This is a genomic window from Streptomyces yerevanensis, assembly GCF_000716805.1.
Lineage (GTDB): Bacteria > Actinomycetota > Actinomycetes > Streptomycetales > Streptomycetaceae > Streptomyces > Streptomyces flaveus.
Map to the genome: position 1 here is coordinate 57248 of NZ_JNWJ01000087.1, position 26335 is coordinate 83582.

Genomic DNA, 26335 nt, shown 5'->3' on the forward strand with positions numbered 1-26335 from the left:
GGCAGGTGGCGGTTTCAGAAGAGGAAGTACCGCTGTGCCAGGGGTACTTCGGTGACGTAGGAGCGCGGCACGGTCGCACCATTGAGTTCGGTGCGGGCGTCGGATGTGGTCGCACCGCCGATGGTGACCTCGAAGCTGTTGTGGTCGACTTCCAGGCTCGTCAGCGCAGTGCCGTCGTTCAGTTTCATGTCGGCCTTCGTGATGTGCCGGGTGCTGGTGATGTCCACGAAGTCCTTGTCGAGACCGAGACCCGGATGACTGCTGGTGCCGTCTCCGTTGAGTTTGCCGGCCACGCCCGGAGCCACGAAGTTCACCGAGTTGCGTCCCGGGGAGCGGCCGGTGGAGCCCCAGACCGGGCGCGGCAGGTAGGGCTGCGGCGTCGTGATCGACGCGTTGGCGTCGCCGACCTGCGCGTATGCGAGCTGCCCGCCCTTGAGGAGCATGTGCGGTTTGACGCCGAAGAACTTCGGCTCCCACAGCACCAGGTCGGCGAGCTTCCCCATCTGCACGGAGCCGACATGGCCGTCGATGCCGTGCGTGATCGCCGGGTTGATCGTGTACTTGGCGACGTACCGGCGCGCACGGAAGTTGTCGTTCGGCTGTAGCTGCTGGTCGTTGAAGGAGTGGTGCGTGTCGTCGGTGTCGTCGGTGATCGTGCGGACGTTTGCTGCTCCGAGGTCTTCCTTCAGCGGTCCGTAGCGGCACTTCATGACGTGCGCGGTCTGCCAGGTACGCATGATCATCTCGCCGATGCGGCCCATCGCCTGGGCGTCGGAGGACATCATGGAGATGGCGCCCATGTCGTGCAGGAGGTCCTCCGCGGCCATGGTGGACGGCCGGATCCGGGAGTCGGCGAAGGCCATGTCCGCCGGAATCTCCGGGTTGAGGTGATGGCACACGATCATCATGTCGACGTGCTCCTTGACGGTGTTGACCGTCAGGGGACGTGTCGGGTTGGTCGAGGCCGGCAGCACGTTCGCCTCCTTGACCAGCTCGATCATGTCCGGCGCGTGACCGCCGCCGGCGCCCTCGACGTGGAAGACATGGATGGAGCGTGCCTTCTTCTTGGTGAACTTGCCCCCGGCGTCCCTGCCGTCGCCGGTGAAGGCTGCCCGCGTACTCTCCAGGAACCCCGACTCGTTCAGTGAGTCGGCGTGCAGAGCGAGCTGGACACCGCGCTCTTCGCAGATGTCCAGCGCCCGGTCGATCACCGCGGGCGTGGCGCCCCAGTCCTCGTGGATCTTGAAGCCGCAGACACCGGCGTCCACCTGCGCGTTGAGCTCGTGCTCGTTCATCGTGCTGCCCTTGCCGAGCAGGCCGATGTTGACCGGGAACTCATCCAGCGCCTCGAAGACACGCCTGATGTGCCATGCGCCCGGGGTCACGGTGGTGGCCGTGCTTCCCTCGGCCGGTCCCGTGCCGCCGCCGATCAGGGTGGTCACACCCGAGGCCAGAGCCTCGTGGATCTCCTCGGGGCAGATGAAGTGGACATGGGTGTCCACACCCCCCGCGGTGAGGATCCGCCCGTTGCCGGAGACGACCTCGGTGCTCGGCCCGATGACGAAGTTTGTCGGCGTCACCGGCGGGGCTTCCTTCGTGGGCCCACGATCCGGCATCTCGAAGCGCGTGATCTTGTCCATCGTCTCGGGGTTGTACGCCTTGCCGATGGCCGCGATCCTGCCGTCGCGGATGCCGATGTCGGCCTTGACCACGCCCCACCAGTCGAGGATCAGCGCGCCCGTGATGACGGTGTCCACGGGCCTGTGGTCCGTGTCATCGCCTTCGCTGTTCCTCCCGTCCCTGGCGAGGTGTGACATTCCCATCGACTCGCGGATCACCTTGCCGCCGCCGAAGACCATCTCATTGCCGCTGTACGAAGGGCCGCCGCTCCAGTCGGCCTCGATCTCCAGCGTGAGGTCGGTGTCGGCGAGCCGGACCCGGTCCCGCGTGGTCGGCCCGTACAGCGCGGTGTAATCCGCCCGCGTCAGCACATTGCTCGGCTTCGGCCGGCCCTTCACCGGCTCCGGCGCCTGGCCGCGGGTCTGTCCCTGCGGGTTGCTCATCGCACGATCCCTTCACGCAGTCCCTGGATCTTGGTCAGGTCGCTGGTGTTGCTGCCGCCGGCCGTGACATCACCCTGGATCTGCACCAGCTCCACACAGCACTCGTCGCCGGGTTCGAAGCGCACGGCCGTGCCGGCGGCGACGTTGAGCCGTCGGCCCTTCACCGCATCGCAGTTCCACAGACTGCGGTCATCCGGGACTGTCTGACCGGCAGGGACCTCGATGCTGACGACCTTGAGCCCCGGGTTGACCTCGGCGAAGTGATAGTGGGAGGCGACCTGAATGGGACGGTCCGACTCGTTCTTCACCTTGATCTTCGTCTTGCCCGGCCCCGGCAAGGTGGTGGCGCCCCTCTGCAGACTGACGCCCTGCGTGTCCCCGTCGAGGTGCACATTGAAGGAGATCGCGTCGTACCGGGAGACTGTGTCGTCGTCCTCGTCGCAGCACACAGGCGAGGTGCCGCTGTCATCGCAGTCGACCGGGGAGCCTGGTTTGCGGGGCGGCTGGGGGTGCTCGACCTTGCCCGGGTAGACCTCGCTCTCCTCTGCGCCCTCCGGGATGGGGTCGTGGATGGTCACCAGCTTGGTGCCGTCCGGGAAGGTGGCCTCCACCTGGACGTTCTTGATCATCTCCGGGACGCCGTCCATCACCTCATCACGGGTGAACAACTGCCGACCCGAGTCCATGATGTCGCTGACAGTCTTGCCGTCGCGCGCCGCCTCAAAGACGTGCACCGTCAGCAGGGCCATCACTTCCGGATAGTTGAGGCGCAGCCCGCGGTCGCGGCGCCTTTGTGCAACGTCGGCCGCGACATGGATCAACAGGCGCTCCCGCTCATGCGGAGTCAAATGCACGATGAGCCATTTCTCTTGGTCGGACAGTGCATGCGGCCAGGCACGCCGGAGAACACGAACACGTTCCCCCAGGATGCAACCGGGCGCTCCTCGATCATCAGCGGGCAAGATCAGCCAAAGCGACCAAACGGTAGATAAACCACACCACCTGATGAATCCGCGAGGCGGGATACGCAGAGCTCACCCCGCCCGGGCCAGAGAATCCCCGGGCCGAAATCCAGCTGACCGTAGGCGAGTTGAACGAGCCCATCAGCTGCCAGTGCCGACCGATGTGCACAGGCCTCACCGAGCCAGAGCACCTCGGGCAAGCCGCGCCCGAATGGTCAACACGTACAAGGAATTGTGGGATGCGAGGTGGACGGCGCACATTCGCCGGCGCTTCGAACTCGACGCGCTCTTCGCGAATCACGACGTTCTGATGACGGGCCGGATTGCGGTGCCGGGCCTCTGAGCAGAGTCGGTGAATGGTGCGGTCACTTCCCGGCCGACGAGCGGGATGTTTGGAAAAGGAGCCCCTGTGAGCCTTGAGCTGCGGCACTACACCGACATGAACCCGGTGCGCCAGACGATCGTGGACATCCATGTCGAGGTCCGTCAGCGCGACTTGGGCCTCACCGGACCCTTCTACACCGCCGAACGCTTCAACGAGCGCCTGATCAGCCACCGTTCGGCACCCGGTTGGGAGGCGGTCATCGCCTACGACGGGACCGAGCCCGCAGGCTTCACCTACGCCACCCCCCTCAGCCCCAACACCCGCTGGTGGACAGCCATGACCACCCCGCTGCCCGACGGCTACACGCTCGAGACGGGCAAGCGCACGCTCGCGCTGAACGAGATCGTCGTCCGGCGCCCGTGGCGCGGCACCGGCCTCGCCCACCACATCCACGAGGAACTCCTGGCGGGCAGAGGCGAAGACCGGGTCACACTGCTGGTCAACCCGAAGGCAGGAGACGGCAAGGTCCAAGCCGTGTACGAGCGTTGGGGATACGAGAAGATCGGTGAGCAGCAGCCGTTCCCCGACTCCCCCGTGTTCGCCGCAATGATGCGCGACCCGCTGCACCGGGCGTGACCCTCACCGATTCCTGTTCAGCAGCCGAAGGTAGGAGGACGCGGTGACCAGTTCAGTCCCGTGGCAACAGCGACTGTCCACCGACACGGCATGGTCCCGCCTGACGCCGCGGTGGCCGATCGGCCACTGCGGCGGGGCCTGCAGCGGTCAGGCGATCAGGCCGAGGGTGGCCAGGCGCGACGGGTCGGTGAGGATGTCCAGTGCGGTGATCCGGCCGTCCCGGATGGTGAACGACATGACCGACAGCGGACGGCCTTCGGCGAACGACACCACCCCGGGCGTGCCGTTGACCAGCACCAGGCTGGCGTCCGCCGCGAAGCGGGCGAAGGTGATCGCCTGGGACGCCACGTCGGCCGCGCCGCGCCGCAGAACGCTCGGGACGAGCGTGCCGCCGTCGGAACGCGCCACCACCTCGGGGTCGAGGACGGCCAGCAGCGCCTCGAAGTCACCGCCACGGGAGGCGGTCAGGAACGCGTCCACCACCTCGCGCTTGCGAGTGATGTCCGCATCGGCGGCCGGGGCTGCGCCCTGAACGCGGCGGCGGGCACGGCTGGCGAGCTGCCGGGTGGAGGCGGAGTTTCGGCCGAGGACGGGTGCGATCTCGTCGAAGGGCACGTCGAACATGTCGTGCAGAACGAAGGCCAGCCGCTCGGCCGGGGACAGGGTCTCCAGCACGACCATGAGCGCGATGCCGACCGAGTCCGCGACCAGGATCTCCTGCTCGGGGTTGCTCGTGGCGAGGCCGCTGACGACCGGGTCCGGCAGCCGGACCTTGCCCTCCTGCTCGGGGAGCGGGTCCTCACGGCGCGAGGTACGGGAGCGCAGCATGTCCAGGCAGACCCGGCCGACGACTGTGGTGAGCCAGGCCCCGAGGTTCTTCACGTCGCTCACGTCAGTGCGGCTGAGCTTCAGCCACGCCTCTTGGACGGCGTCCTCGGCCTCGGCGAGCGACCCGAGCATCCGGTAGGCCACCGAGCGCAGTTGGGGACGCTCCGCCTCGAAGCGCTCGGCCAGAAGAATTTCTTCGCTCACCTGTCACATCCTCGCGTCGGGGCCCGTCGGTCCAGTGACGGACGCTAACCGATGAAGGGGAAACATCATGTCGAACGCCAACATCACGACCACCGCCCGCATGAAGAACCCCGCGATGGTTCTGCCGGACGCCATGAAGGGCATCCAGAACATCTACAAGGCCATGTACAAGGGCGGCGTCGCGCCGCAGATCCTGGAGCTGGTCCACCTGCGGGCCAGCCAGATCAACGGCTGCAGCGCCTGCGTGTTCTCGGGCGTAGCGGGCGCCAAGAAGCACGGCGAGACCGACGAGCGGCTGCACGCGGTGGCCGCCTGGCGCGAGGCCCCGTTCTTCACCGACGAAGAGCGCGCCGCCCTGGCCCTGACCGAGGCTGCCACCCGGATCGCCGACCGCTCCGGCAAGGCCGTCACCGACGCGATCTGGGACGAGGCGGCGGACCACTTCAACGACGAGCAGCTCTCCGCGATCATCCTGATGATCGGCCTCACCAACTTCTTCAACCGCATCAACACGACGATCGAGGAGCCGGCCGGCGCCTCCTGGAACTGACCTTCGTACACGGCCGTGGCCGCCACCCCGCAGTGGAAGGGCCAGAATCGCGGCGCCGAACCCGAGTCCCCGCCCTGGCTGCTGCGCGGCGCCGCAGGCAGAATCACCTCCGCGCCGGCCATGGCTGCCGACGCGGACCTGAAGATCCTCCGCGCGCACTACGCGACCCGCCCCCGGACCTCGACGCGCTCACCAAGCAGGGAAGAGGAAACGCCGACAGTGGGTACCACCCCGCCGGAGCCGACGCTCTCGGAGTGACCCGGTGGCATGGCCCCGGCGGGGCGTCGGCAGGGGCCTCAGGATGTGGGCTCGTCCAGCTGCGGCTCCAGCCGCACCTCGGTCACACTCCCGCCCTCCGGAGCGCCGAACGCCTCAACCATCACGCCGTTGTTGATGTCGGTAACCTCCAGAGCCAAGTGCTCGGCCCCCACGCGCAGGTCGAGCCTTGCCACGGGCTCGCCCGAGAAGTCCGGCATGCGGTGGATCCGCGCCGCCGGGTAGTTCAGGCTCGTCAGCTTGTCCCGCATCTCCTCGTACGCGGCCGTGTCCGTCCCCGAGAACGCCCTGCTGATGCGCAGTTGGTGCCTCTGGGCGGCGCATTCCTCTGTCGCGGTCAGCGGCACCGGGTCGACCAGGACGGGCAGGGTGGAGTCGGGGGTCGGCTCCGCTGCCGTGGTGTCGGCCACAGAGGCTGATGCCACGTCATCGACGCCGCTGGAGACATCCGGTACACCGCCACCCCCTTCACCGGCTGAGAGCCAGTGCCCTATGGGCAGCCCCCTGACACGACCGCACCCCAGTGGCCGACACAGCGGGGCCGTCCATAACCTCTGCCGGTCTTACCGGTACCTCCTGTCGGAGCACCAGTCAGGCCCGCTCACGCTCTCACTTCCAGACCTTGACGTAGACGCCGTGGCCGTCCGCTTCGACGTCACATGCATAGACGTTGTCGTACCAGCTGTTCTGGTACAGATAGGCGTAGTCGTCGCCCTGGGTGACCTTGATGAGAGTCTCCGCGGATGCCGGTGCGACAGCCAGTGCAGAAAAACCAGCCACAACGGCAGCCAGGGGACGAGGTGTCCGGTTCTTCGGCACTCCGCAATTGCGCCGTTATCGTTTCGTGATCTATTGGGCCCTGTCATCGGCGGGCCGCGTCCGACCAGTCCCCCAGGCGGCGATCACGCAGGGTGCACAGGCGATGGCGACCGCGGCAGCGAACCCTGGCCATGCAGCTCCCCTCCCGGCTCTGGAACGGCAAGTCTGGGAATTCCGGGCCCGTGTGATGCAGTGGGAGCGGGATCTCGCCCGCTGGGAAACCGGTTACTCGCGCACGCAAGCACCGGCATCGCCTGGACCGTCCCGGCCCGGGGTGCCCCACCCGGTTCGTCAGAGCCGGCATCCTGCTGCCCCCTGGCGCGTCCGCACCCCAGTGGCCGACACAGCGGGGCCGTCCATAACCTCTGCCGGTCTTACCGGTACCTCCTGTCGGAGCACCAGTCAGGCCCGCTCACGCTCTCAGGAATACCCGCTCCTCTTCCAGACCTTGACGTAGACGCCATGGCCGTCCGCTTCGACGTCACATACGTAGACCGCGTCGATGGTCTCCGCGTCCAGATAGGCGTAGTCGTCGCCCTGGGTGACCTTGATGAGAGTCTCCGCGGATGCCGGTGCGACAGCCAGTGCAGAAAAACCAGCCACAACGGCAGCCAGGTGTACGCATCAGGACGCCCGAGGATGCTGGAATTTGCACGGGCGAGGTGTCCGGTTCTTCGGCACTCCGCACACGTAAGTTGCACCGTTCCTGACCTAAGGCGGCCTGTCATTGGCAGGCACCCTCCGGCGCATCGCCGCAGAGACAGTTCAGCCCGCGAGTTGTGTGGCGCCGCTGGTCGGGCGGTGCCGCTACGCCATGACGGTAGGGGCGGCGGCGCAGTTGTCGCGTCCCGCGCCGGGTGGAACTCTGGCCCCACCGCGCGCGGTAGCCGCGCGGTTCGTGCGACTTCCGCGGTAGTGGTTCCTGCAACTTCCGGGATACCGCGAAAGGTTGACGCCGCCCCGCATGACCTGGCGTTACGCTGCCGCGATGCGCATGCATACGCCCCGCCCGCTGGTTGTCGACACGCTGATCGCGCTGGCCATGGTCTGCATGGCGGTCCGGCTGGGGCAGGAGTCGGTGACGCAGGGCTGGCCGGAACTCGACGCGGACGCCTACGTGCTGGTCGTCGTGGCGCATCTGCCTGTCGCTCTGCGGCGTAGGGCACCGCTGGTGGTCTTCGCGGTCGTGCAGGTGGCCGGTGTCGCCTACATCAGCCTTGGCTACTGGCCGGTGGTGTCTGCGTTCGGCTCGATGCTCGCTCTCTACACGGTGGCGTCGGTGCACTCGGCACGGATCGCCGTCGGCTGCGCGGCCCTGATGGCCGCCAAGTGGGTGTATGGCGGTGTGATCAGCGACAGCAGGTTCATGGGATGGCTCGTGGGCCAGGCGCTGCTGTTCTGCTCGGTGCTGGTGTGGTTCGGCATTCTGGCCCGCCGCTCCCGCGAACTCGCCCAGCAGCTTCGGGCCGAGCAGGCCGAGCGGGCCCGCCGTGAGGTCGCCGCCGAACGCGGGCGCATAGCGCGGGAGCTGCACGACGTCGTCGCCCACCACATGTCGGTGATCTCCGTGCAGGCGGGCCTGGCCCGGTTCGTCCTCGACTCCGATGCCGCGACGGCCCGGGGCGCGCTGGGCACCATCGAGGACACCAGCGCGGAGGCCCTGGAGGAGCTGCGGCGCATGCTCCAGGTGCTGCGGGAACACGATCTGGGCGGCGCCGCCGGGTCGCCCGCTCCCATGCCCACCCTGGCCCGCCTCGACGACCTGGTGCAGCGAGTCCGGGCCGGCGGTGTCCCTGTCGGGTTGAGCATCCAGGGCACCGTGCGCCCGCTTCCGCCCGGCGTCGAGTTGTGCGCGTACCGCGTCGTCCAGGAGGCCTTGACCAACGTCCTCAAACACACCCGCAACGCCGGTGCGCAGGTGCGGCTGAACTACACCCAGCACGAACTGACCGTCAGCGTCACCAATGAGGGAGAGGAGGTGAATCCGGCCAGAGTCCCGGCGGGAGGCGGACATGGCTTGATTGGTATGCGGGAGCGGGCCAAGCTCTACGGCGGGACGATCAGCGTCGGCCCACGCGCCGAGGGGGGTTTCGCGGTCCGCCTGACCCTGCCGACATCGGCGACTGCCGCACGGTGGAAGGACGAACGTACGAGATGACCAGAGTCCTCGTCGTCGACGATCAGTTCCTCATCCGCGCCGGGCTTGTCGGCCTGCTCAACGCGGCGCCCGGCTTCGAGGCCGTCGGCGAGGCGGGGGACGGCGAGGAGGCGGTGCGGCTGGCCGCCAAGACGCGGCCCGACGTGATCCTGATGGACATCCGCATGCCCGGCATGAATGGCATCGAAGCCACCAAGCGCATCCTCGCCGACGCGGCCGACCAGGCTCCCCGGGTGCTCGTCCTGACCACCTTCGACCTCGACGAGTACGTCTACGGGGCATTGAAGGCCGGAGCCTCCGGGTTCCTGCTCAAGGACTCAGGACCCGAACGGCTGCTGGCAGCGGTGACCGCGGTCAGCGGCGGCGACGCGCTCTTCGCCCCCAGCGTGACCCGGCGACTGGTTGAGGCATTCACCCAACAGGCCAGGTCCGCGCCCGATGCCCAACGCCCGTCGGTCCTCGGCACCTTGACCTCCCGCGAGGTCGACGTCCTCAAGCTCATCGCGTGCGGCCTGTCCAACCCGCAGATCGCCGACCGGCTCTCCATCAGCGAGGCGACGGTCAAGACTCACCTCAACCGCACCATGACCAAACTGGACCTGAACAGCCGAGCGCAGGCGGTCGTGATCGCGTACGAGACGGGGCTGGTGACACCGAGAGGGTAGGCGGGGGGCGTTCCCCACGCGTGGGTGCGAGGAACGGGTGCGGGTCAGGGAGTGGTGGCGGCGTCCCACAGGTCGCATTTGTGTGCGGCCTCGGTATCCGACGTTGCGGTATTGCCACTCTGTGAGGCGGTCCGTAGCTGAAGCACTTCACCAGGCGTCGAGGTCTGGTCCGGCATGGCGGGCTGGCCGGAGGCGCTCGGGGCTGAGCCGTGGATGAAGGAGCTCCAGTAGGCGGTCATCTGGTCGGCCAGGGTGCGTTGTTCGGTGTTGAGACGGGCGCTGATGCCGTATGGCTTGAACAGGTAGTTCAGTGGTGCCGGAGGTGGCCCCGGTGCTGTTACCGCCCGCGGAACTGCCCCGCACCCAGATCATCGAACGCGCCCGCCACCGCTACGAAGACATCCACAGCCTGCTGGAGAAGCGCTGGACGATCAGCGCCATTGCCCGCCGTCTGAACCTCGACCGCAAAACAGTGCGCCGCTTCCGCGACACTGACCTCGACCACCTGCTGGCCTCCGCCCGCGACCGCCGCCCCAACGGTGTGCTGGAGCCGTTCAAGGCGTACCTCAACGCTCGCTTCACCGAAGCACAAGGCCAGGTCAGCGGCACCCGGCTGTTCCTGGAGATCCAGGCTCGCGGCTATCGCGGCAGCCGCCAGGTCGTCCGCAAACACCTCGCCGCCCTCCGCGCGGGCACCGCCGAACCGGTCCGGGCCGACATCCCCAGCCCTCGCAAGATCACCTCGTGGATCATGCGGCCCCGGGAGACGCTCACCGAAAGCCAGGATCAGCGCCTGCTTCAAGTCCGGCTTGCCTGCCCGGACCTCACCCGCGCTTGCGACTTGGCCCGCGCGTTCGCCGACCTGGTACGTCATCGGCGCGGAAACCTGCTGCTGGAGTGGATCCGCCAAGCCGAGCAGGATGCGCCGAAGCCGATGCAGGGCTTCGCCGGCTTCCTCCGTCAGGACCTCGACGCCGTCACCGCCGGACTTACCCTCCCGTGGAGCTCTGGGGTGGTCGAAGGACACGTGAACCGGGTGAAAACACTCAAGAGAGCCATGTATCGCAGGGCCTCGTTCGAACTCCTGCGGACCCGCGTCCTCACCCGGCCATGAGCTTCCCGAAGCGTTCCGCCGGGCCGCAGGCTTTCGGGTCAGCGTCGATAGAGCTGCCACATGGCAAGTTCGTCGTCGTGCGCGCGCAGGCGTTCGACGGCCTCCATGGGGGTGCGCTGTTCAGTGAGCTCGTAGAAGAAGAACAACGGGGCGAACACGCTCGCATAGCCGAACGGGGCGCCCCGAGGGGCGATATAGATGCTGGCGCCGGCATCGAGGAAGGCGTCGGCGAGCGCAGGCTCCCCCGTGTCGCAGCCGGTGACGAGAGTGACGCTGCCTGGCAGCTGGAAATGTTCGCGTACTCGGTCTGGCCCGATGGCACCGTTGAACGGCTGGAATCTGGTCAGTTCCTCGGCGACATCTTCCATCAGGATGCGTCCCTCGTCGCCGTGGCAGGACAAGATCACATAGGGTGCGATCGGTCTGGTGCCGTCCAGCGCCGCCACCAGGTGGCGAGGCTGGCCGACCCGCAGATAGTTCACATGGACGCCGAAGACTTCCAGCCCGTCACGCAACGGATGCGCGAACCCGCCCTCGATGTCGATCAGGTCAATCTCGGTCCAGGCCAGGCGACCGGCCTGGACCTCGCGCACGCGCGACGGACGCTGAGTCGCCAGCCACTCCTCTTCTTCTCCATGCATCACTCGGCCAAGATGCCACGGCACAGCCGTCGACACCGCTGATCACGAAATTGCGGTCGAAGCCTTGAAAATCCCCAGCCCGCTCTTCGCACCCACTCGCTTGCGGCCTCGACCAGGGGGCGTGCCCACAAGGTCGTTCCGACGTCCCACTGATCCGAGACAGGTATTTCGCTACGGCCGTTGCGTAAATCCCGGGGACGCCGTACGGTCGATTTACGAAACAGCCGTAGCGGAAAAATGATGGGGTGCAGAGACGTGGCACAACGGGGACGACCTCGGGACGCGGAGGCGGATGAGCGGATTCTGCGGGCGGCGCTGGAACAGCTCATGGAGTACGGCTATGCCGGCTTCGTCGTGGACAAGGTCGCCGAGCAGGCCGGAGTGGCCAAGACGACGTTGTACCGGCGTTGGCCCACCAAGGATCACCTGGCTGTCGCGGTGATCGCCCGGATGCAGGACGACGTGGCCGTCCCGGACACCGGGGACGTCTGCGCAGATCTCATCGACTACGTGGAGGAGATCGCTCTGGGACTCAACCGCATGCGGCGCGCCGGACGGCAGGACGAGGCGGACGACCCTTCGGCCGGCGTGGTCGCCGAGCTGGTGGCCGCGGCCGCCCGGCATCCCGACATAGGCGCACTGGTACGGGCCGTCTTCGCCCGCCGCAACCAGGTCGTCCTGGGGCTGATCGACCGCGCCCGGCAACGCGGCACCTTCCACCCCGCCACCGACCCCGGCGTGCTGTTCGACCAGCTCGCCGGTGCCCTCTACTACCGGCTCCTCATCACCGGCCAACCGATCGACCGCAGCTACGCCGAACGCCTCGTCACCGGCGCCGTCAACGGCGCCCTTCCCCTCAGGGAGAGCTGATGACCGTATTACCGGAAGCCCCTGTTCACCCGCACCGGAATCGTCTCCGGCGCCGTCGCCTGCCGGCCGTGCTCGCATCCCTCCTCGCCCTGCTGACGGTCTTCACCATCTGGACGAACGCCCGCCCCTACACCCTGAGCTCCTCGATCGAGCTCGACGCCACCCCTGATGAGGTCTGGCGAGTCCTCACCGACCTGCCTGCCTATGACGAGTGGAACCCGTTCATCGTCTCCGCCGACGGCACGGTCGAGAGGGACGCCACCTTGCACCTGGTGATGCGCGATGAGACCGGAGACACCACCTTCACTCCCACCGTGCTGGTCGCCGAGGCCGGCAAGGAACTGCGCTGGATCGGCCGGATCGGCCCCGGCTGGATCTTCGACGGTGAACACCGTTTCCTGATCGAGCCGTTGGGGAAGCGCCGGGTCAAGCTGACCCAGAGCGAGAACTTCAGCGGCGTGGTGGTCCCGTTCTACCGCGGCACGCTGAACGCCAACACCCTGCCGCAGTTCAGCGCGATGAACCAGGCGCTCGCCGACCGGATCGCCGCACTCCGGGCCTCATGACCCACCGCGGAGCACCCGCTCGATGGGACGCGCTCATGTACCGGCGGATCACAGGTCCTTGTCGGGCGCCACAGGGGAGCATGCATCATGAGCGTGTGACCACATTTGATGAAGCCCAGTCTCTGTCACCTGCTGATGCGGGCGCGTTATTTGCGCTGGCTGACGGCCACCATGCCCGCACCGTGCGCCCGCTGGGCAGCCATGAGATCGCCGGGCACGTGGTGAAGTCCTATGCGATCGAGGCGCCCGAGCGGTCCGTGACGGACCAGGACTCACAGGCCGCGCTGCGGGTCGCGGCCGATCACCTGTCGTCGGCTTATCTGCGGGGCTCCCTTGGGCTTTCCGTGGTGCTGCTGCATGCCGGTGGCGACGGTGACTACGTGCTGGTGCACACGTGGATCGAGGGGTACATGTCCGACCTCGCTGTCTTCACCGGGCCGGCCGGGGACATCAGCCAACTGCGGACCGGCCGGTCGGGCCTTGCTCCTTGCGTCTGGGAAGCGGCGGTACTGGCCTACGAACGGGACGCGTTCAGCCGGCATGTGCTGGACGGAGACGGCGCTTTGGAAGCACGGTTGTCCGCATGGCGCGGCGACATGCTGGAAGGCAAGGTTCGTTGACGGGCGCCGGTGTGCCGCGGGTGCGGCACGCGCGCCCCGCCGATCTGCCGCACATCGCCCTGCTGGCGGCCGAACACGCCGCGTACGAGAAGGCGGTGCCGCCGCCTGCCGACCTGCCCCAGCGGCTGGAGAAGCTGCTCTTCGGTCTGGCGGCTCCGCGTCTGTGCTGCTTCATCGCGGAGCTGGAGGACGGCGAGATCATCGGATACGCCTCGTGCGCGCCCGAGTTGTCCACATGGGACGGTGCGGAGTACCTCCACATGGACTGCCTGTTCCTACGAGACGGCCACCGCGGCCTGGGCGTCGGCCCGATGCTGGTGGATGCCGTGCTGGCCGAAGCACGTGCACGGGGACTCGGCCAGGTCCAGTGGCAGACTCCACCATGGAACGAGGACGCGATCAGGTTCTACGACCGGCTGGGTGCCCAGGCGAAGGAGAAACGGCGCTACTTCCTTTCCGTCGACTGAGGTTCGGTACTTCATTGCGGGATCCCCGCGCCTGCGGACCACTATGAGAACCGAGACCGGAGTCCGTTGCGGGGGTAGCGCCCCGGCGGCCGCCTTCCCGACACTGGTGGCGTACAGGTGACGCGACGGGGGGCGCAGACATGGCGACGCGCACAGAACCGGAGCAGGCGCCGCTACCGGAGCGGCGGCCGGAGCTGGACGCGATCCGGATGCTGGTCGTGATCGGGCTGGTCTTCTTCCACTCGGCGCTCGTATTCGCTGCCGACGACGACTTCTACGTCAAGAACGCCGAGACCACCGAAGCCATCATGATCATCGCCGGGTTCGGGGTCGTCTGGGCCATGCCGCTGCTGTTCCTCATCTCCGGCCTCGGCGCCTGGCACTCGCTTCAGCGCCGCGGCGCGGGCGGCTTCGCCGGCGAGCGGCTGCTGCGGCTCGGCGTTCCGCTGGTCTTCGCGACCCTGGCGCTGAACCCGCTGCCGCAGTGGCTGCGGCTGCGCTCGGCCGACGCCGACTACCACGAGTCGTACCTCGGCTTCCTGCCCCGCTTCTACGACGTACACCTGGAGCCCGAAGAGTTCCCGTTCCTCGTCCAGGGCGAGCACTTCGAGACCGGCCATCTTTGGTTCGTCGTGCTCCTCCTGGCGTTCTCCCTCATGCTGGTGCCGTTCCACCGGTGGTTGCCGCGCGAGCGCGTCCGCCGCATCGGCGACCGGGTGGCGGAGGCGACCCTGCACCGGCAGGGCGTGGTGTTCCTGCCGGCCCTCGCCTTCGCGGCGATCTGTGCCTTCGCAGGGCTGGAGGAGGACTACGCGGGCTGGCACCGCTGGTCGTACCTGCTGTTCTTCGTTGCCGGCTTCGCGCTCGCCGGCGACGACCGCTTCCGCACCGTGATGCGGCGTGACGCCGGGACCGCGGCCTGGCTCGGCGTCCTGCTGTTCGCGGCAGCCGGCCCCGGCTTTGCCCTGGCCGACGAGCCCTTCACGGAGATGACCGCCCTGGCCACCGTCTCACGGGCGCTGTTCGGTGCGGCCGGATGGTGCCTGGTGGTCGCCATCCCAGGCCTCCTCGACCGTCGGCGGCCAGAGCAATCGCGTGCGGCGGCGAACCCGGCCGCGACGACGCGTCGGCGCCTCTATGGCTATCTCGCCGCAGCCGTGCTGCCGCTGTACGTCCTGCACCAGCCGATCGTGGTCGCCGTCGCATACTTCGTGACCGGCTGGTCGGCGCCGATCCTGGTTGAGTACGCCGTGCTCGTGGCGATCGCCCTCGTCCTCACCCTGACCGCGTACGAGCTGCTGGTCCGCCGCACGCGGGCGACCCGCTTCCTGTTCGGGATGCGATCCTAGGGGCGTCTCGAATGTGCTGGTCACAGCCACTCGTTGACAGACGCCACTCCGAACGAGCCTCGACCGTCAGATGCCGGGGCGCTGCCGAGCGTAGGGGCCGATGAGTTCTCGGCGCGGAGCGGGTCTACACGGTTATGACTACACACACGCTCGAGACCCCCGAGGTCGACCTCGTCTACGACGTCCACGGCCCGCTGCCGACCGCCGACGGACGCCCACCGCTGGTCATGATCGGCCAGCCCATGGACGCCGGCGGCTTCCGCGCGCTGGCGTCGCACTTCCCCGAGCGCACCGTGATCACCTACGACCCGCGCGGCCTCGGCCGCAGCACCCGCAAGGACGGCCGCGTCGACCACGCACCCCAGATCCAGGCTGCCGACGTGCACGCCGTCATCGAGGCGCTCGGCGCGGGCCCGGTCGAGATGTTCGCGAGCAGCGGCGGTGCGGTGACCGCGCTCGCCCTCGTGGCGGCCTACCCCGAGGACGTGACCACCCTGGTGGCCCACGAGCCGCCGCTCATTGCGGTGCTCCCCGACGCCCAGGCCGCCGAGCGCGCCCGGGCCGGCGTCCGGGACGTGTACGAGAAGAAGGGCTGGGGTGCCGGCATGGCGGCCTTCATCGCGATGACGTCGTGGCAGGGCGAGTTCACCGACGACTACTTCGCCCAGCCCGCACCGGATCCCGCCGCCTTCGGGATGCCGGCCGAGGACGACGGCTCCCGTGACGATCCGCTGCTGTCCGACCGGTCGTGGGCGGTCAGCAGCTACCGGCCCGACGTCGACGCGCTGACCGCGGCGCCGACGCGGGTCGTGATCGCCGTGGGCGAGGAGTCCGAGGACACCTTCACCGGACGCACCTCGGTGGCGACGGCCGAGCTGCTCGGTCAGCAGGCGACGGTGTTCCCGAGCCACCACGGCGGCTTCCTCGACGGCGAGTTCGGCTACCCCGGGCAGCCCGAGGCCTTCGCGCGCAAACTGCGCGAGGTCCTCGTCGACGCCGTCTGACGATCGTCCTCCTCACCGTCACGCGGTGTCCGCACGCGGTGTTCGTCTGCCTCCCCGACGCCCGGACACATGGCGAGCCGGCCGGCGCCAACCCCTTGCTTCGCCTCGAGAGAGTGGATGCCGCCGGCCGCTGTCAGGCGGGGATGATCTGCCCGTCTTTGATCTGGAAGTTCTCGGTCGGTGAGCAGCCGATCGATGGCGTGATCAGCAGACTGACGGCAACCGGTGCGGGCTCGGTGCCGGCGGTCGAGAACTCGCACACCGCGTGGCGGCCGGTCAGCGGGAACCAGAACCAGCCGTCCACGTCGCCGACCAGAGCACGGTCCGATTCTCTCCACGCGCCGTCCTTGAAGACGAAGACTTGGAGGCGCACGGATGCCGCGAGCGGATCGGCCTGCGACCTCAGAGCGGTGAGTGTGAACTTGAAGTCCCGGTCCAGGACCGATGTGGCGATCCGTCGGCGCTCTGTCACTTGAGGCTCAGTCGGCGGTTCCTTCCCCTGACTGGCCGTCGGGCGGCCCTGCGAGTCGGTTGGCAGCGGGTTCGGCGGGCCACCGGTGGTTGCGCCGATCGTGACGGTGGCGGCCGTGGCGGTGGCCAGGGCGACGCCCCAGCCTGTGAACGTGCGGGAGTTCTTGATCACGACGTCTCCATGGGTGGTCATTGCGTGTGGTCGATGACCGGGACGGGCCGATGGACGGGGCGAGCCGATGACCGGGGGCGGGCGGAACCGCTGCTCTCGCCACTGCATCCGGGGCGGCGTCGATACCGCCTCACGCGCTACTTGCCGGGGAAGGACGGAGGCATGGGCATCGGCGCCTCGGACGGACTGTGACCGTCCCCGGTCCGGCGAGGCTGCACGTCGAGTACTTCGAATGTGAGTTGCCAGGTCGCCGACGTCAACACCCGCTGTGTCACCTGGCCACGCGCCTTACGGAACTCCCCGGTGCCTCCGGTGATCGCGTTGACGACCGGGCTCGGTACCGGAATTCCGGCTTGCTCGCCCTGGACGGTGATCTGTCCTTCCGGCAGCACCGCGGTCGACGAGCATTGTCCCGCGTTGCGTTCGAGGTCGGTGATGACGCAGAACCCGCCGAAGCGTCCGACGGAGCGTTCTTCCGGTCCCTCGGTCGAAACCAGATTCCCGCTGAAGATGAACTGGTCGCCGACGCTGCGGCCCGTTGCACCCAGATCCAGCTCTTCACCGACTTGTAGCCGGGCCTCCACGCGGATGGTGCGGCTTTTCGCCGAGGAGTTGTCGGCAGGGTGGGTTGCCGCAGTCGCAGCCGTCTTCTGCGGGGCCACTCCAGCCGACGCAGATCCGATGAGAGCGAGCCCTGCAGAGCCGCTGAGACCTGCAACGGCGAGGAATATGAAGGGCCGACGAGCGAAGCCCATGGTCGCCTCCGTGTGGTGGGAATGAACAGATTCAGGGCTGCCCAGCTTTGTCCGACGCCGATGTCGCCGGACGGCGAAGCGTTGGGCCGGTTCGCAGAAGGCAAGCCGCCCCGAGCGGACCTGGGGACCGCAGGCGAGAACGTACGAGAAGGCCTGCGGCATTACCGGGAGAGTTCGCCATGTTCATTCTGGTCGGACGATTTTCCTCCGAATTCGTGAATTCGTGAATTCGTTCATGGCGGTCCCTCCGTCTAGCGGCAACGCTAATGGCGGTGATGGCGACGCGCTCAACATAGGGCCAGCAATGGGGCCATTGGGGCGAGTTCCCGGGGCAAGGAGCGAGTCCCTGAACGCCTTCGAGATCACCTTCGGCGGACGGCTCTCCGCCGCCCGCCGCTGAATCCCTGACAGCTCCAGAACCACCGTTCACTGGGCAGACCCAACGGCGGACGGGTTGGAAGGGGCGAGGGAGGGGCAGATGACGAGCAGCATGTCATGAACATGATGAGACTCGACATCCCTCTCCCCCCACAGGAGGATCATCGTGACACTCAGAAACGCCGCGCGGGCGCTGATCACCATGCTCGTGGTGACGCTGTCGTGGACCATCGGTCAGGCCACGGCCTCGGCCGCGTCTCCGGCGGCCACCGCCGCGGTCGTCTTGACGTACGACACGGAGGGGGCTGCGGAGTTCGTCGACGCGGTCCACAGCGGTGCAAAGGTCTGGAACGACAGCGTGGCCAACGTTCAACTGGAGCCGGCGGCCGCGGGCGACGAGGCCGACATCGAGATCCTCGCGGACGACGGCTGGCCGCGCGCCCAAACCACCAGCCTGGGCAACGGCACCGTCTGGATGGGACGTCAGGCGGTGAACGAGGGCTACGACACCATCCGCATCGCCGCGCACGAACTCGGTCACATCCTCGGACTGCCCGACGTGAAACCGGGCCCGTGCAGCAGCCTCATGTCCGGCTCCTCGGCCGGGGTCGACTGCACCAACCCCACTCCGGACGCCGCCGAACGAGCCGCCGTCGAGGACAACTTCACCGCCGCCGGCAACAGCCCGGCGTACGCCTACAACAGCCCGGCGTACGCCTACGAGCCGCGGATGTACCGGGACTGACCGGCCTTTGCGACGTCACGGCCCGCACGCTGCACCGGGACATGGCCCTGCTGGGCATCCGGACGCCCGAGCGGCTCTGAGTCGCGTCGAGCACGGCACGCGGCCCGTCCTCTCCCTGAGGGGAGGACGGGCCGCGGCGTGTGTGCGGGCGTCGGGTCGGCTCAGCAGAGGTGCGAGAACCTGTCGGCGTAATGCGCGAACGCGGCCTTGGTGCGTGTTCCGGCGATCCCGTCGACGTCGAGGTCGTAGCCGAGGTTGCGGGAGTTCAGGTAGCGCTGCAGCGCCTGGATCGTGTTGGGTCCGACGATTCCGTCGATGGAATCGTTGTAGAAGCCCTGGGGAGTGAAGAACCTCTGTGCCGCCTTCCAGCTGTTGGTACCCAGCTGCCCGTCGATCGTGCCGGGGTTGTAACCCAATGCGCGCAGCCAGCACTGCCAGTCCTTCGCCTGGGCGGTGCTCAGCCCCAGGTTGACCACCGCGAGCGTGCCGACCTCGGCGCTCACCGCCTGCTGCTGGGCCGATGACGCGGGAGCCGCCATGGCCGTTCCCGCGGTCGCCAGGCCGCCGGCGGCGATGCCGACCGCGGTGGTGACACTGACGAGTGCCTTGGTGAGAGCTCGCATGCTGTTCCCCTCGTTGACGTGTGTTGGTCGGAGTCGACCGCACCGGCCGGCTCCGGAATGAGACTGCGGGTTCGGCGCGATGTCCGGCCACAGTTGGTACAGAAGTGGCGCCATCCCGGGCCGTCCCACTCGCTGACCTGCGGGGACGTCGCCCGCCGAGTCACTGCGGCGGGACGGCCGCGAGCGGGGATGGCCAGTTCCGCACGGGGTGTGGTGGCCGCTCCGTGAGCGCCGTGACGGCTGAGGCAGAATGAGGCCGGGACACGGAGGGCCGGACCAACGGTCCCTGACGCGAGCGGGGGAAACATGTCGCGTTGGAAAGAGCTGCCTGCTGAACTGCATCCACAGGTCCGCCAGTTGATCGTGCGATTGCGCAAACTGAAGGACCGCGGCGAACTGAGTACGCGTCAACTGGCTGCGAAGACCGGGTACAGCGCGAGGTCGTGGCAGCGGTATCTGAACGGCAGGTCACTGCCGCCCCCGGAGGCCGTCGAGGCGATGGCCCGCATCGGCGGTGACGATCCGACCCGGCTGCTGGTGCTGCACGAGATCGCCGCCGAACGCTGGGCGGAGGGACGCGTGGTCACCACCGGTGCCCCAGAGAGCGCCCCGGCGACGTCGGCACACACACCCACGCCCACGGACCAGCAGCCGTACGGGCGTCACCTGCGCGTCGCGGTCACGGCGGGAGCCTTGGTCACGGCACTGTCCGTCTCCGCCGCGCTCCTGCTGGCCGTGCGGCTCACCGAGGCCCGTGCCCAGCTCGCGGACGACCGCGCCGCTACGGTCGCGGCGGCCCCGGCCACCGTGTCGGAGTCCCTGGTGCCGGTCATCTACACCTGCCGGCTGGAGCAGCGTGACGGCCGCTGGTACGCGGGCCTGAGCCGGACCACGGACATCCTCCTGTCCAACACCCAAGTGGGACTCGAAGTGGCCGAGGCGCAGTGCCTGCTGCACCGGGCGGGCACTGCGCCAGGGGAGATCGACGGCATCTTCGGCCCCAAGACGCGGCGAGCGGTCGAGCGCATGCAGAAGCAGAACGGGCTGATCGTGAACGGAGTCATCGACCCGCCCACCTGGCAGGCCCTACGGAAGGCGTCGCCGAAGTGACCACGGAACACACCCGGCTGGTCGCGGCGCTGCGGGAGCTGCGGGCCGGTGCGGGGCTGAGCCTGGCGGCGCTGGCGGAGCGGACGGCGTACAGCAAGTCCTCGTGGGAGCGTTACCTCAACGGCAAGAGCCTGCCTCCTCGCCAGGCCGTACGGGACCTGTGCCGGCTCGCGAACGAACCGGACGGGCGGCTGCTGGCCCTGTGGGAGATCGCCGAGTCGCACTGGAGCGGACGCGCGGAGGCCCCCGCACCGGCCCCCACCCCTCCCGGGGACGAGTCACCGCGGCCACAACCTCAGGAGCCGCCGTCCGCCGGGACCGGGCGGCGGCTCCTGAGGGGCAGGCTCCTGGTGGTGCTGGCGTCGGCGTACACCGTGATCGTCGGTGGTGCTGCGGCCCTGCTGTTCCTCCTGCTGCCGGACTCGGAGGCTCAGGAGGACGGACCGCTGCCGGCCTCCGTCCCGTTCTCCCTCGCTCCCGAATGCCACGGAGCCGCCTGCGAGGGCCGGGACCCGATGCGCCTGATCTGCGGCATCGGCCCCGAAACCCTCGCCTCGTACCGCACGGCCACCGGCGCCCACGTCGAGCTGCGCCACAGCAAGAAGTGCGGCGCGAGCTGGGCCCGGAGCTGGGGGACCGAGATCGGCGACCGGGTGGACGTCACGGCAGGCGGCCCGACCCACGACGTGCGCATCAGGAACAAGGACGACGCGGCAACCTTCACCTATACCGAGATGACCGAAGTCCGGCCCGGCAGCACCGTCCGGGCCTGCTTCCGGCCCGCGTCGGCCGACGGCGAACGGGAGTGCTTCGAGGCCCGCGTGGGCGGGGCCGCCACCACGACTCGGCCGCCCTCACCTCAGTAACGTCAGGTCCTCGGACGCGTCGATGCCTAAGTCCTCCGCCGGCACGGAGCGCGTCCAGGAACCGGTTGAGGTCGCTACCGCTGGAGATCCGCGGCCGTGACGCGATGGAGGTGTATCAGCACGTCGAACTGGCGCCCGAGCGAGGTTCGGTAGGGGTCCTCCGGCCAGGCGTTCCCGATGGAGCGGGTCAGCCGCTTTGCCATCAGCCAGTCTCGCGTCGGCTCGGGCACGGCCCGCAGATCGACGTAGTAGTCCCGGCGCGAGACTCGCTCCAGCACCTCCTCATTGCTGCCCGCGCCCAGCGGCTCCACGGAGAAGCGGCGGTAGGGCTCCTCCGGATCCGTCAGATCCATCGCGTTGAACGAGCCCTGCCCGAAGGTGTAGCCGATGTTCATGTACTCGCCCCCGACCATCTGGCGCAGGAACTCCCCCTGGGTCTTCGGATACTGCTCAGGGTTGTCGGACTCGTAGGAGACATGGCCGTTGTGGGCCGACAGCAGCATCCGGTGGCCGGTGTGCCGCTGCCACCACACGGTGTTCTCCGCCATGATCCGGTCGCGGTAGAGCATGGCCCGAGCGATCTTCTCCGGGTCGGAGAAGTCGTAGTACGAGTAGAAGGTGCCGGTCTGGGAGATGGCCCTGGCGTGCTGGAGGACCCACTCGTACGCCTGCCGGTCCCCGTCCGGCCCCTGCGCCCGAAGCAGCTCGTAGGCGCGCCGAACAGCCGCGGCCGTCCGCTTACGCTCGGCGATGGGCTTGGCCATGTTCTCGTTGACGGTCTCCTCCACGCTCCCCGTCGGCCGGAGCTCGCGGTACAAGCGGCGGAACTCCGGCAGCAGCTCCGGGTGGTGCGCGGACACATAGTCCGTGACCTCGTCGAAGAGCTCAGGTCCCGCGTAGCCGTTGTCCTCACCCATGAACTGCACGGGGTGGCCGGGGTGACGGACGTTGTGGGCGCGCATCCACCTCAGCAGATCGAGATACTCGCGGGTGTTCCACAGCCGGTACGAGCTCTGGAACTCCTTCCGCATGATCTTCTCCGGGGCGCCCTTCCCGTACAACACGTACTCGTTGAGGACCAGGCCGGTGGACCAGGGCGCCTCCAGCGCGAAGGTGGTGAAGCCCTTTTCCTCGACGAGGTACCGGAAGACGCGGTGCTTCATCGTGAAGAACTCCCGGGAGCTGTGCGTGGCCTCACCCAGCCCGACGATCTTCGCCGAGCCGATCATGCGGCCGAGCGGGCGCAGATCGCCGCCGGGGGCGCCGGGCTCCGTGGAGCGCAGCGGCTCCGCGACGCGCGCCAGTTCGCGCACCGGATAGGTGGTGGTCATCGCGTTCGCGTGCGCCGACCGGGAGGCAGCCGTCAGAGTGCCGACCGCGAGCGTCAGCGCCAGCAGGAGCAGCAGCAACCGACGTGATCGATATGGTCGATGTGATCTGTGCAATACAGGCATGGATCAAGGCTGCCGATGGGCGACAGGTCCCGGACAGCCTGCCACCTTCAGTTTTCTTCCTGGGGACAACCACAGGTCCGCTGTAGTGCAGATGCCACTCCGGGGCCTGCCGCTTACCTGCGGCGCCCCCTGGCACCCGCAGCCCACACCTGCCGGAACCGGGTGGACCCGAACCCGTCCACGTCGTGAGCCTGTGTGGGGATCGCGGGTCACCCGCCGGCCCGGGTGGTGGGTCTTGAGGCTGCGGTGGCGGCTGCACAGCGGCTGGAGGTTGTCCGGCACCGTCTGGCCGCCGCGCTCAGGACGGGTGGATCGAACGGCTGGATGTGGTCGATGTCGCAACGGCGGGCGGGCAGTTGGACACGCCTCGGCCTACGTGCCTACGTCTGGATCCACCGCCTCAGCGCCTCGACCGTATCCTCCGGCGACGTGTTGAAGCACAGCCGGATCCCGGGCGCCGCCTCGGTGAGGACGTTGACCAGCCGCTCGAACAGCAGGGTGTTCTCCGGCAGCATCCGTACGCCACCGCCGATCATCGCCACGCCGAACGCGTGCTCCTGGAGATGCTCCCGCACGGTCGCCTCGGCGCGGTCCGGAGAGAGGTCGATCAGGCACACAACAGCATCGAACCCCGCTTCGCGCAGCGCCGCGTTCGCCGCCTCGACCCGGGCAGTGAGCGTCGCCTCGTCGACACCGTCGGGCATCCGGCTGTAGTCGAGCGCCCTCGGATGCAGCCCGATGGACAGGACCTTCGTGTCGCCCGGCAGCGGAGTCGAGGTCGTCGGTCGGCCCATGGGCGGTTCCCTCTCTGCTTGCGTCACGGTGATCTTCCCGGTGTATCACGGAAGTTGGGCACAAACACCGGATCCGCTCCACGGCTGGTCGGCTCAGCGCTTCGGTCGCCTTGAGGATCAAGCCCCGCGCATCCGCCCCGTAAACCGCCATGCTCCTCAGCTGTTCGAACGCCTTCAGGTACAGCGCGATCTCGGGAGGTGCGGTGATCTCACTCCCCACCTGTCGGTGGTGATCGCCATCATGGGGATATGGCCAACCCGAACCTGCCCATCGGCAGTATCTGGCGGCTCCACCACAACGACCAGGAGATTGCCCGGCTGACCGTGACCGGCGCCGATATGCCCTGGACTTACGCCGAAGTCGAGACACTGCCTGGCTTTGAAGAATTCCGCCCCCTCTTCCGTGAGCAAGAGCGGGCTGTCCATGAGGAGGACTGGGGGCGGGCCGACGCCTGTTACACCCGGATTCGCAGTGCGCTGACCATGATGTTCCCCGGCGGCGGCCCGGTCGCTGAGTTCATGCTGCACATCCATGACGACGGCACCGCCGGCTGGCGCTGGCACGATGAGCCCTTCGACGTGGTGGACCAGTGACGCGCTGGGTTCGCTGCTTCTGGGACGAGGAAGCCGTCTGGTTCTACTTCGAGCTGGACAACGAGGGGTATGTGATCCGGCAAGTCGAGTTGCGGGAGCCCGGAAGCAAGGCTGTGGCCGCTGCCTCGCTGGCCGAGTGGCAAGAAGCCCGAAGTGCCGGTCGGTTGGCTGAATACGAGAGCGTTTACGGTTGGACCGCGGAGCCACCTGTCTCCGAGTGGGAGGGGCACGACCCGCAGTGGTTGTCGGCCCATGAGTTCGAGATTGTCTGGTCGACCGCCCGTCGGCAGCTTCAGGATCGTCAGCGGCTACGTCCTACTTGAGCGCGCGTCCACCGTTACAGCCTCTGATGTTCCGTCTTAAATGATCTGGCTCCGAGTCGAGCTCCTGAGCTGCGGCGACCAGTTCATCTGAGACGTGGAGGCACTGGGAATCTCAGGTGATGTGGTCCCGGGCGGGTGAATGCCGAACGCTGTCTCAGCCGAACTGGTCCGGCTTCGCTGTTTCGAACTGATACCACGCCTGTGTCGTCAGCCAGGATTGGTGGTCCCTGAAGCTTCGCCCGAGGCCGTCGGGCGGTTCTCGCACGTTGAAGAACTCGCCGAGGAGCCGCTGGAGCGCGGTCACGGCTGCGGCGTCGGCCTCCTTCCGCACGACGCCCCCTGAGCTCTTCTCCTCATGTCCGGGTGCCCAGGGCGGGAGCCGTGATGGCGTATGGCAAGGTATGCCGACGACTCACGTCGACCGGGCCTCGCGAAGGAGTCCGGCCCACGGCCGCTTTGCGAGCACGGGGTCCTGCGGCGACGCCCGGCGAGCTGGACGGGAGCGTTCCGTCCGGTCCACGCCCAACCTTCAGGAGTGCCACCCGTGAACGGAAGACGCCGTCGATTGCTGTTGGCCGCCATCGACCCCATGCTCGAGCCCGAGGAGCAGGTTGAGGTAGCGACCATCGTGAACCTGAGTTCCGTCTCCGTGCGCCGGACGGCAGCGTTCGCGGCAGCCTCGGCGATTATGAGCGGTGGAATGGCAGTGATCCCGGTGCCGGCCCCCATGTACCTGGCAATGACGGACCGTCGCATCTTCATCTTCCGGGCGCACCCGACGTTTGCTCAGCCTGAGGAGCACCTGATGACGATTCCGCGCGCCGGTCTCGTCCGCTCGGAGATCAAGGAGCGCGTGCTCAACTCGTCCTTCGTCGTCTCCTCACCGGACAGCGAGCAAGGCTTGAAGATCACCTTTCCCTTGGTCGGCCGCAAGGACCGGAACGCGATAGCGGCCGCCCTGTCCCTGGCCAGTTGACTGCTGCAAGACCCGCTCTGGCCGCAGATGGACACGTCCATTCAAATCGGCCTACGGGGAAGAAGTTGCTGCCGCTGACGGTCAAGAAGCCTTCTCCGACCAGCTGAAATGTCGGTTGACGTGAGCGAGCCGTTGCGGCGCATCGCTGAAGCTTTGGGGGAGGCCGGTGAGGACGAGGTGACTGTGGTCCTGGGCGCGCTTGGCGCTCAGGGCCGTCGGCCGGTCGCGGGGGCTACGGCCAGGACGCCGCTGCCGTCGCCTGGAGGCGCTTCGGGGGTCCACTCTGAGGTGGAGTGGGTCTGAGACCACAAGCGAATCGGACCAGATCATCTGAGATGCGTACCAGTTCCCTGGAGACGAGACATCTGACCAGGCAAACTGTGCGGGGCAGGTGCTGTCCCGTCTCAGCCGAACCGGCCCATGTCTCAAGCCACTTGAGTACATGCTCTCTCTGCACATGAGTATTCGCCACGATGCTCGGGCAGCGCGCGTGGGCCAGCATGGCGGTCATGACCACACTCACCCCGGATTCCACCGACGCCCCCGCAGCGGCGGTGACCGACCCGTTCGCGCCGTCCACACCGGCAGTGCGCATGTTCGCCTGTATCGGCCTCCTGCTGCTCGTTTTTGCCTTCGGGGCGTTTCTCATCATCGTTCTCAATCAGGCATACAGCGGAGACGGGGCAAGCGGGCCGTTGGTGGGCGCCGCCCTGTGGTCGATGGGTCTGTCCGCAGCCGCAGGCCTTTTGGCGCTTTGCCTGCCCAGCGCCGCGGTGAGCCACACAGCGCGACGCGGAGCCGTCTGGTTGCAGTACGCGCTGGCGTTCACCGGCCCGGCGCTGGCCGCCATCGACTTCGCCTAGGACTTGTCCGGTCGATCATGTGACGACTCCGTTCCCAAGTCGTTGATATGGACATGGGACGGGGTGATCTGACGGATGCCGAGTGGGAACGACT

General features: G+C 67.9%; 32 protein-coding genes and 2 pseudogenes. 19 read left to right on the top strand and 15 right to left on the bottom strand.

Annotated elements, in window-relative coordinates; translation table 11 throughout:
• Window positions 1-14: 14 nt before the first annotated feature.
• The 3 genes and pseudogenes from ureC to OP79_RS57620 all read right to left on the bottom strand — a co-directional run.
• Window positions 15-2063, bottom strand: a complete 2049-nt coding sequence (gene ureC, locus OP79_RS44790) for an urease subunit alpha (protein WP_078492432.1) — start codon at window positions 2061-2063, stop codon at window positions 15-17.
• Complete coding sequence (locus OP79_RS53015) at window positions 2060-2641, bottom strand: urease subunit beta (protein ID WP_245685677.1); 582 nt, start codon at window positions 2639-2641, stop codon at window positions 2060-2062. The genes ureC and OP79_RS53015 overlap by 4 nt, the downstream gene beginning before the upstream one ends.
• Window positions 2621-2917 (bottom strand): annotated as a pseudogene (locus OP79_RS57620) (urease subunit gamma); the annotation flags it as partial. The gene OP79_RS53015 and the pseudogene OP79_RS57620, both read right to left, overlap by 21 nt.
• Window positions 2918-3434: 517 nt before the next feature.
• Here OP79_RS57620 and OP79_RS44805 point away from each other — a divergent pair.
• Window positions 3435-3986, top strand: coding sequence for an N-acetyltransferase (locus OP79_RS44805; RefSeq protein WP_245685674.1), 552 nt, complete (start codon window positions 3435-3437; stop codon window positions 3984-3986).
• 147 nt (window positions 3987-4133) lie between these two features.
• On the opposite strand, the gene OP79_RS44810 is transcribed toward OP79_RS44805, so the two are convergent.
• Window positions 4134-5018, bottom strand: a complete 885-nt coding sequence (locus OP79_RS44810; RefSeq protein WP_033328921.1) for a sigma-70 family RNA polymerase sigma factor — start codon at window positions 5016-5018, stop codon at window positions 4134-4136.
• Window positions 5019-5085: 67 nt separating this feature from the next.
• Between OP79_RS44810 and OP79_RS44815 the strand changes: the two genes are divergently transcribed.
• Window positions 5086-5568, top strand: a complete 483-nt coding sequence (locus tag OP79_RS44815) for a carboxymuconolactone decarboxylase family protein (RefSeq protein WP_245685675.1) — start codon at window positions 5086-5088, stop codon at window positions 5566-5568.
• A gap of 15 nt (window positions 5569-5583) precedes the next feature.
• On the top strand, window positions 5584-5826 hold the full coding sequence (locus OP79_RS44820; protein ID WP_033328922.1) for a hypothetical protein: 243 nt from the start codon (window positions 5584-5586) through the stop codon (window positions 5824-5826).
• A gap of 38 nt (window positions 5827-5864) precedes the next feature.
• Here OP79_RS44820 and OP79_RS44825 read toward each other — a convergent pair whose 3' ends face one another.
• The 3 genes from OP79_RS44825 to OP79_RS44830 form a co-directional block, all read right to left on the bottom strand.
• Entirely contained in the window at window positions 5865-6269 is a 405-nt protein-coding gene (locus OP79_RS44825; RefSeq protein ID WP_157857486.1) for a hypothetical protein, read from the bottom strand.
• A gap of 184 nt (window positions 6270-6453) precedes the next feature.
• The gene (locus OP79_RS55700) at window positions 6454-6624 is read right to left on the bottom strand and encodes a hypothetical protein (RefSeq protein WP_157857487.1); all 171 of its coding nucleotides are present in this window, start codon (window positions 6622-6624) and stop codon (window positions 6454-6456) included.
• A gap of 459 nt (window positions 6625-7083) precedes the next feature.
• A complete protein-coding gene (locus tag OP79_RS44830) occupies window positions 7084-7266 on the bottom strand; it encodes a hypothetical protein (RefSeq protein WP_033328923.1) in 183 nt (60 codons plus the stop codon).
• 385 nt (window positions 7267-7651) lie between these two features.
• Here OP79_RS44830 and OP79_RS44835 point away from each other — a divergent pair, with 385 nt between their 5' ends.
• From OP79_RS44835 to OP79_RS44845, 3 genes are all read left to right on the top strand, one after another.
• On the top strand, window positions 7652-8821 hold the full coding sequence (locus OP79_RS44835; protein ID WP_033328954.1) for a sensor histidine kinase: 1170 nt from the start codon (window positions 7652-7654) through the stop codon (window positions 8819-8821).
• Complete coding sequence (locus OP79_RS44840; protein ID WP_033328924.1) at window positions 8818-9486, top strand: response regulator; 669 nt, start codon at window positions 8818-8820, stop codon at window positions 9484-9486. The genes OP79_RS44835 and OP79_RS44840 overlap by 4 nt, the downstream gene beginning before the upstream one ends.
• Window positions 9487-9817: 331 nt before the next feature.
• Window positions 9818-10600 carry a transposase gene (locus OP79_RS44845; RefSeq protein ID WP_157857488.1) on the top strand — a complete coding sequence of 261 codons (783 nt, stop codon included), beginning with the start codon at window positions 9818-9820 and terminating at the stop codon, window positions 10598-10600.
• A 38-nt stretch (window positions 10601-10638) separates the two neighbouring features.
• On the opposite strand, the gene OP79_RS44850 is transcribed toward OP79_RS44845, so the two are convergent.
• The gene (locus OP79_RS44850; RefSeq protein WP_051745605.1) at window positions 10639-11241 is read right to left on the bottom strand and encodes a hypothetical protein; all 603 of its coding nucleotides are present in this window, start codon (window positions 11239-11241) and stop codon (window positions 10639-10641) included.
• 255 nt (window positions 11242-11496) lie between these two features.
• On the opposite strand from OP79_RS44850, the gene OP79_RS44855 reads away from it, so the two are divergent.
• The 6 genes from OP79_RS44855 to OP79_RS44880 all read left to right on the top strand — a co-directional run bounded on the left by OP79_RS44855 (window position 11497) and on the right by OP79_RS44880 (window position 16117).
• Window positions 11497-12111: a TetR/AcrR family transcriptional regulator gene (locus OP79_RS44855; RefSeq protein ID WP_063742132.1), complete on the top strand. Its 615-nt coding sequence runs from the start codon at window positions 11497-11499 to the stop codon at window positions 12109-12111.
• 68 nt (window positions 12112-12179) lie between these two features.
• On the top strand, window positions 12180-12677 hold the full coding sequence (locus OP79_RS44860; RefSeq protein WP_211270994.1) for an SRPBCC domain-containing protein: 498 nt from the start codon (window positions 12180-12182) through the stop codon (window positions 12675-12677).
• A gap of 95 nt (window positions 12678-12772) precedes the next feature.
• Window positions 12773-13297, top strand: a complete 525-nt coding sequence (locus tag OP79_RS44865; protein ID WP_033328926.1) for a hypothetical protein — start codon at window positions 12773-12775, stop codon at window positions 13295-13297.
• Entirely contained in the window at window positions 13294-13764 is a 471-nt protein-coding gene (locus tag OP79_RS44870) for a GNAT family N-acetyltransferase (protein ID WP_033328927.1), read from the top strand. Before OP79_RS44865 ends, OP79_RS44870 begins: the two co-directional genes overlap by 4 nt.
• 140 nt (window positions 13765-13904) lie before the next feature.
• The gene (locus OP79_RS44875; RefSeq protein ID WP_051745616.1) at window positions 13905-15113 is read left to right on the top strand and encodes an acyltransferase family protein; all 1209 of its coding nucleotides are present in this window, start codon (window positions 13905-13907) and stop codon (window positions 15111-15113) included.
• 134 nt (window positions 15114-15247) lie between these two features.
• Window positions 15248-16117 carry an alpha/beta fold hydrolase gene (locus OP79_RS44880; RefSeq protein WP_033328928.1) on the top strand — a complete coding sequence of 290 codons (870 nt, stop codon included), beginning with the start codon at window positions 15248-15250 and terminating at the stop codon, window positions 16115-16117.
• Window positions 16118-16250: 133 nt separating this feature from the next.
• On the opposite strand, the gene OP79_RS44885 is transcribed toward OP79_RS44880, so the two are convergent.
• The gene (locus tag OP79_RS44885; protein WP_033328929.1) at window positions 16251-16760 is read right to left on the bottom strand and encodes a hypothetical protein; all 510 of its coding nucleotides are present in this window, start codon (window positions 16758-16760) and stop codon (window positions 16251-16253) included.
• A 137-nt stretch (window positions 16761-16897) separates the two neighbouring features.
• Window positions 16898-17422, bottom strand: a complete 525-nt coding sequence (locus OP79_RS44890) for a dirigent protein (RefSeq protein WP_245685676.1) — start codon at window positions 17420-17422, stop codon at window positions 16898-16900.
• Between the two features lie 637 nt (window positions 17423-18059).
• Between OP79_RS44890 and OP79_RS44895 the strand changes: the two genes are divergently transcribed.
• The gene (locus tag OP79_RS44895; RefSeq protein WP_425428685.1) at window positions 18060-18638 is read left to right on the top strand and encodes a snapalysin family zinc-dependent metalloprotease; all 579 of its coding nucleotides are present in this window, start codon (window positions 18060-18062) and stop codon (window positions 18636-18638) included.
• A 161-nt stretch (window positions 18639-18799) separates the two neighbouring features.
• Here the strand turns inward: OP79_RS44895 and OP79_RS44900 are convergent, their stop codons facing one another.
• Window positions 18800-19261: a peptidoglycan-binding domain-containing protein gene (locus OP79_RS44900; protein ID WP_033328931.1), complete on the bottom strand. Its 462-nt coding sequence runs from the start codon at window positions 19259-19261 to the stop codon at window positions 18800-18802.
• Between the two features lie 306 nt (window positions 19262-19567).
• On the opposite strand from OP79_RS44900, the gene OP79_RS44905 reads away from it, so the two are divergent.
• On the top strand, window positions 19568-20371 hold the full coding sequence (locus OP79_RS44905; RefSeq protein WP_033328932.1) for a peptidoglycan-binding protein: 804 nt from the start codon (window positions 19568-19570) through the stop codon (window positions 20369-20371).
• On the top strand, window positions 20368-21237 hold the full coding sequence (locus OP79_RS44910) for a helix-turn-helix domain-containing protein (protein ID WP_033328933.1): 870 nt from the start codon (window positions 20368-20370) through the stop codon (window positions 21235-21237). The genes OP79_RS44905 and OP79_RS44910 overlap by 4 nt, the downstream gene beginning before the upstream one ends.
• A gap of 74 nt (window positions 21238-21311) precedes the next feature.
• Here OP79_RS44910 and OP79_RS44915 read toward each other — a convergent pair whose 3' ends face one another.
• The 3 genes and pseudogenes from OP79_RS44915 to OP79_RS57625 all read right to left on the bottom strand — a co-directional run.
• Window positions 21312-22691, bottom strand: a complete 1380-nt coding sequence (locus OP79_RS44915) for an erythromycin esterase family protein (protein ID WP_033328934.1) — start codon at window positions 22689-22691, stop codon at window positions 21312-21314.
• A 380-nt stretch (window positions 22692-23071) separates the two neighbouring features.
• Window positions 23072-23485: a hypothetical protein gene (locus tag OP79_RS44920; RefSeq protein WP_051745619.1), complete on the bottom strand. Its 414-nt coding sequence runs from the start codon at window positions 23483-23485 to the stop codon at window positions 23072-23074.
• Window positions 23486-23579: 94 nt separating this feature from the next.
• Window positions 23580-23693: pseudogene (locus OP79_RS57625) on the bottom strand (transcriptional regulator); the annotation flags it as partial.
• A gap of 41 nt (window positions 23694-23734) precedes the next feature.
• On the opposite strand from OP79_RS57625, the gene OP79_RS44925 reads away from it, so the two are divergent.
• Together OP79_RS44925 and OP79_RS44930 are read left to right on the top strand one after the other, a co-directional pair.
• Window positions 23735-24079: a hypothetical protein gene (locus OP79_RS44925; RefSeq protein ID WP_033328935.1), complete on the top strand. Its 345-nt coding sequence runs from the start codon at window positions 23735-23737 to the stop codon at window positions 24077-24079.
• Entirely contained in the window at window positions 24076-24402 is a 327-nt protein-coding gene (locus tag OP79_RS44930) for a hypothetical protein (RefSeq protein WP_033328936.1), read from the top strand. The genes OP79_RS44925 and OP79_RS44930 overlap by 4 nt, the downstream gene beginning before the upstream one ends.
• 154 nt (window positions 24403-24556) lie before the next feature.
• Here OP79_RS44930 and OP79_RS55705 read toward each other — a convergent pair whose 3' ends face one another.
• Window positions 24557-24706, bottom strand: a complete 150-nt coding sequence (locus OP79_RS55705; RefSeq protein WP_157857489.1) for a hypothetical protein — start codon at window positions 24704-24706, stop codon at window positions 24557-24559.
• A gap of 240 nt (window positions 24707-24946) precedes the next feature.
• On the opposite strand from OP79_RS55705, the gene OP79_RS44935 reads away from it, so the two are divergent.
• Both OP79_RS44935 and OP79_RS44945 read left to right on the top strand, forming a co-directional pair.
• Window positions 24947-25378 carry a hypothetical protein gene (locus OP79_RS44935; RefSeq protein WP_033328937.1) on the top strand — a complete coding sequence of 144 codons (432 nt, stop codon included), beginning with the start codon at window positions 24947-24949 and terminating at the stop codon, window positions 25376-25378.
• A gap of 509 nt (window positions 25379-25887) precedes the next feature.
• Window positions 25888-26241, top strand: coding sequence for a hypothetical protein (locus tag OP79_RS44945; protein WP_157857490.1), 354 nt, complete (start codon window positions 25888-25890; stop codon window positions 26239-26241).
• The last annotated feature ends 94 nt before the right edge of the window (window positions 26242-26335 follow it).

Coding starts and splice junctions, on each gene's coding strand:
- ureC (WP_078492432.1), bottom strand. CDS start 2,063: ATGAGCAACCCGCAGGGACAGACCCGCGGCCAGGCGCCGGAGCCGGTG.
- OP79_RS44815 (WP_245685675.1), top strand. CDS start 5,086: ATGTCGAACGCCAACATCACGACCACCGCCCGCATGAAGAACCCCGCG.
- OP79_RS44835 (WP_033328954.1), top strand. CDS start 7,652: ATGCGCATGCATACGCCCCGCCCGCTGGTTGTCGACACGCTGATCGCG.
- OP79_RS44840 (WP_033328924.1), top strand. CDS start 8,818: ATGACCAGAGTCCTCGTCGTCGACGATCAGTTCCTCATCCGCGCCGGG.
- OP79_RS44850 (WP_051745605.1), bottom strand. CDS start 11,241: ATGCATGGAGAAGAAGAGGAGTGGCTGGCGACTCAGCGTCCGTCGCGC.
- OP79_RS44875 (WP_051745616.1), top strand. CDS start 13,905: ATGGCGACGCGCACAGAACCGGAGCAGGCGCCGCTACCGGAGCGGCGG.
- OP79_RS44880 (WP_033328928.1), top strand. CDS start 15,248: ATGACTACACACACGCTCGAGACCCCCGAGGTCGACCTCGTCTACGAC.
- OP79_RS44900 (WP_033328931.1), bottom strand. CDS start 19,261: ATGCGAGCTCTCACCAAGGCACTCGTCAGTGTCACCACCGCGGTCGGC.
- OP79_RS44905 (WP_033328932.1), top strand. CDS start 19,568: ATGTCGCGTTGGAAAGAGCTGCCTGCTGAACTGCATCCACAGGTCCGC.
- OP79_RS44915 (WP_033328934.1), bottom strand. CDS start 22,691: ATGCCTGTATTGCACAGATCACATCGACCATATCGATCACGTCGGTTG.
- OP79_RS44920 (WP_051745619.1), bottom strand. CDS start 23,485: ATGGGCCGACCGACGACCTCGACTCCGCTGCCGGGCGACACGAAGGTC.
- OP79_RS44925 (WP_033328935.1), top strand. CDS start 23,735: ATGGCCAACCCGAACCTGCCCATCGGCAGTATCTGGCGGCTCCACCAC.
- OP79_RS44945 (WP_157857490.1), top strand. CDS start 25,888: ATGACCACACTCACCCCGGATTCCACCGACGCCCCCGCAGCGGCGGTG.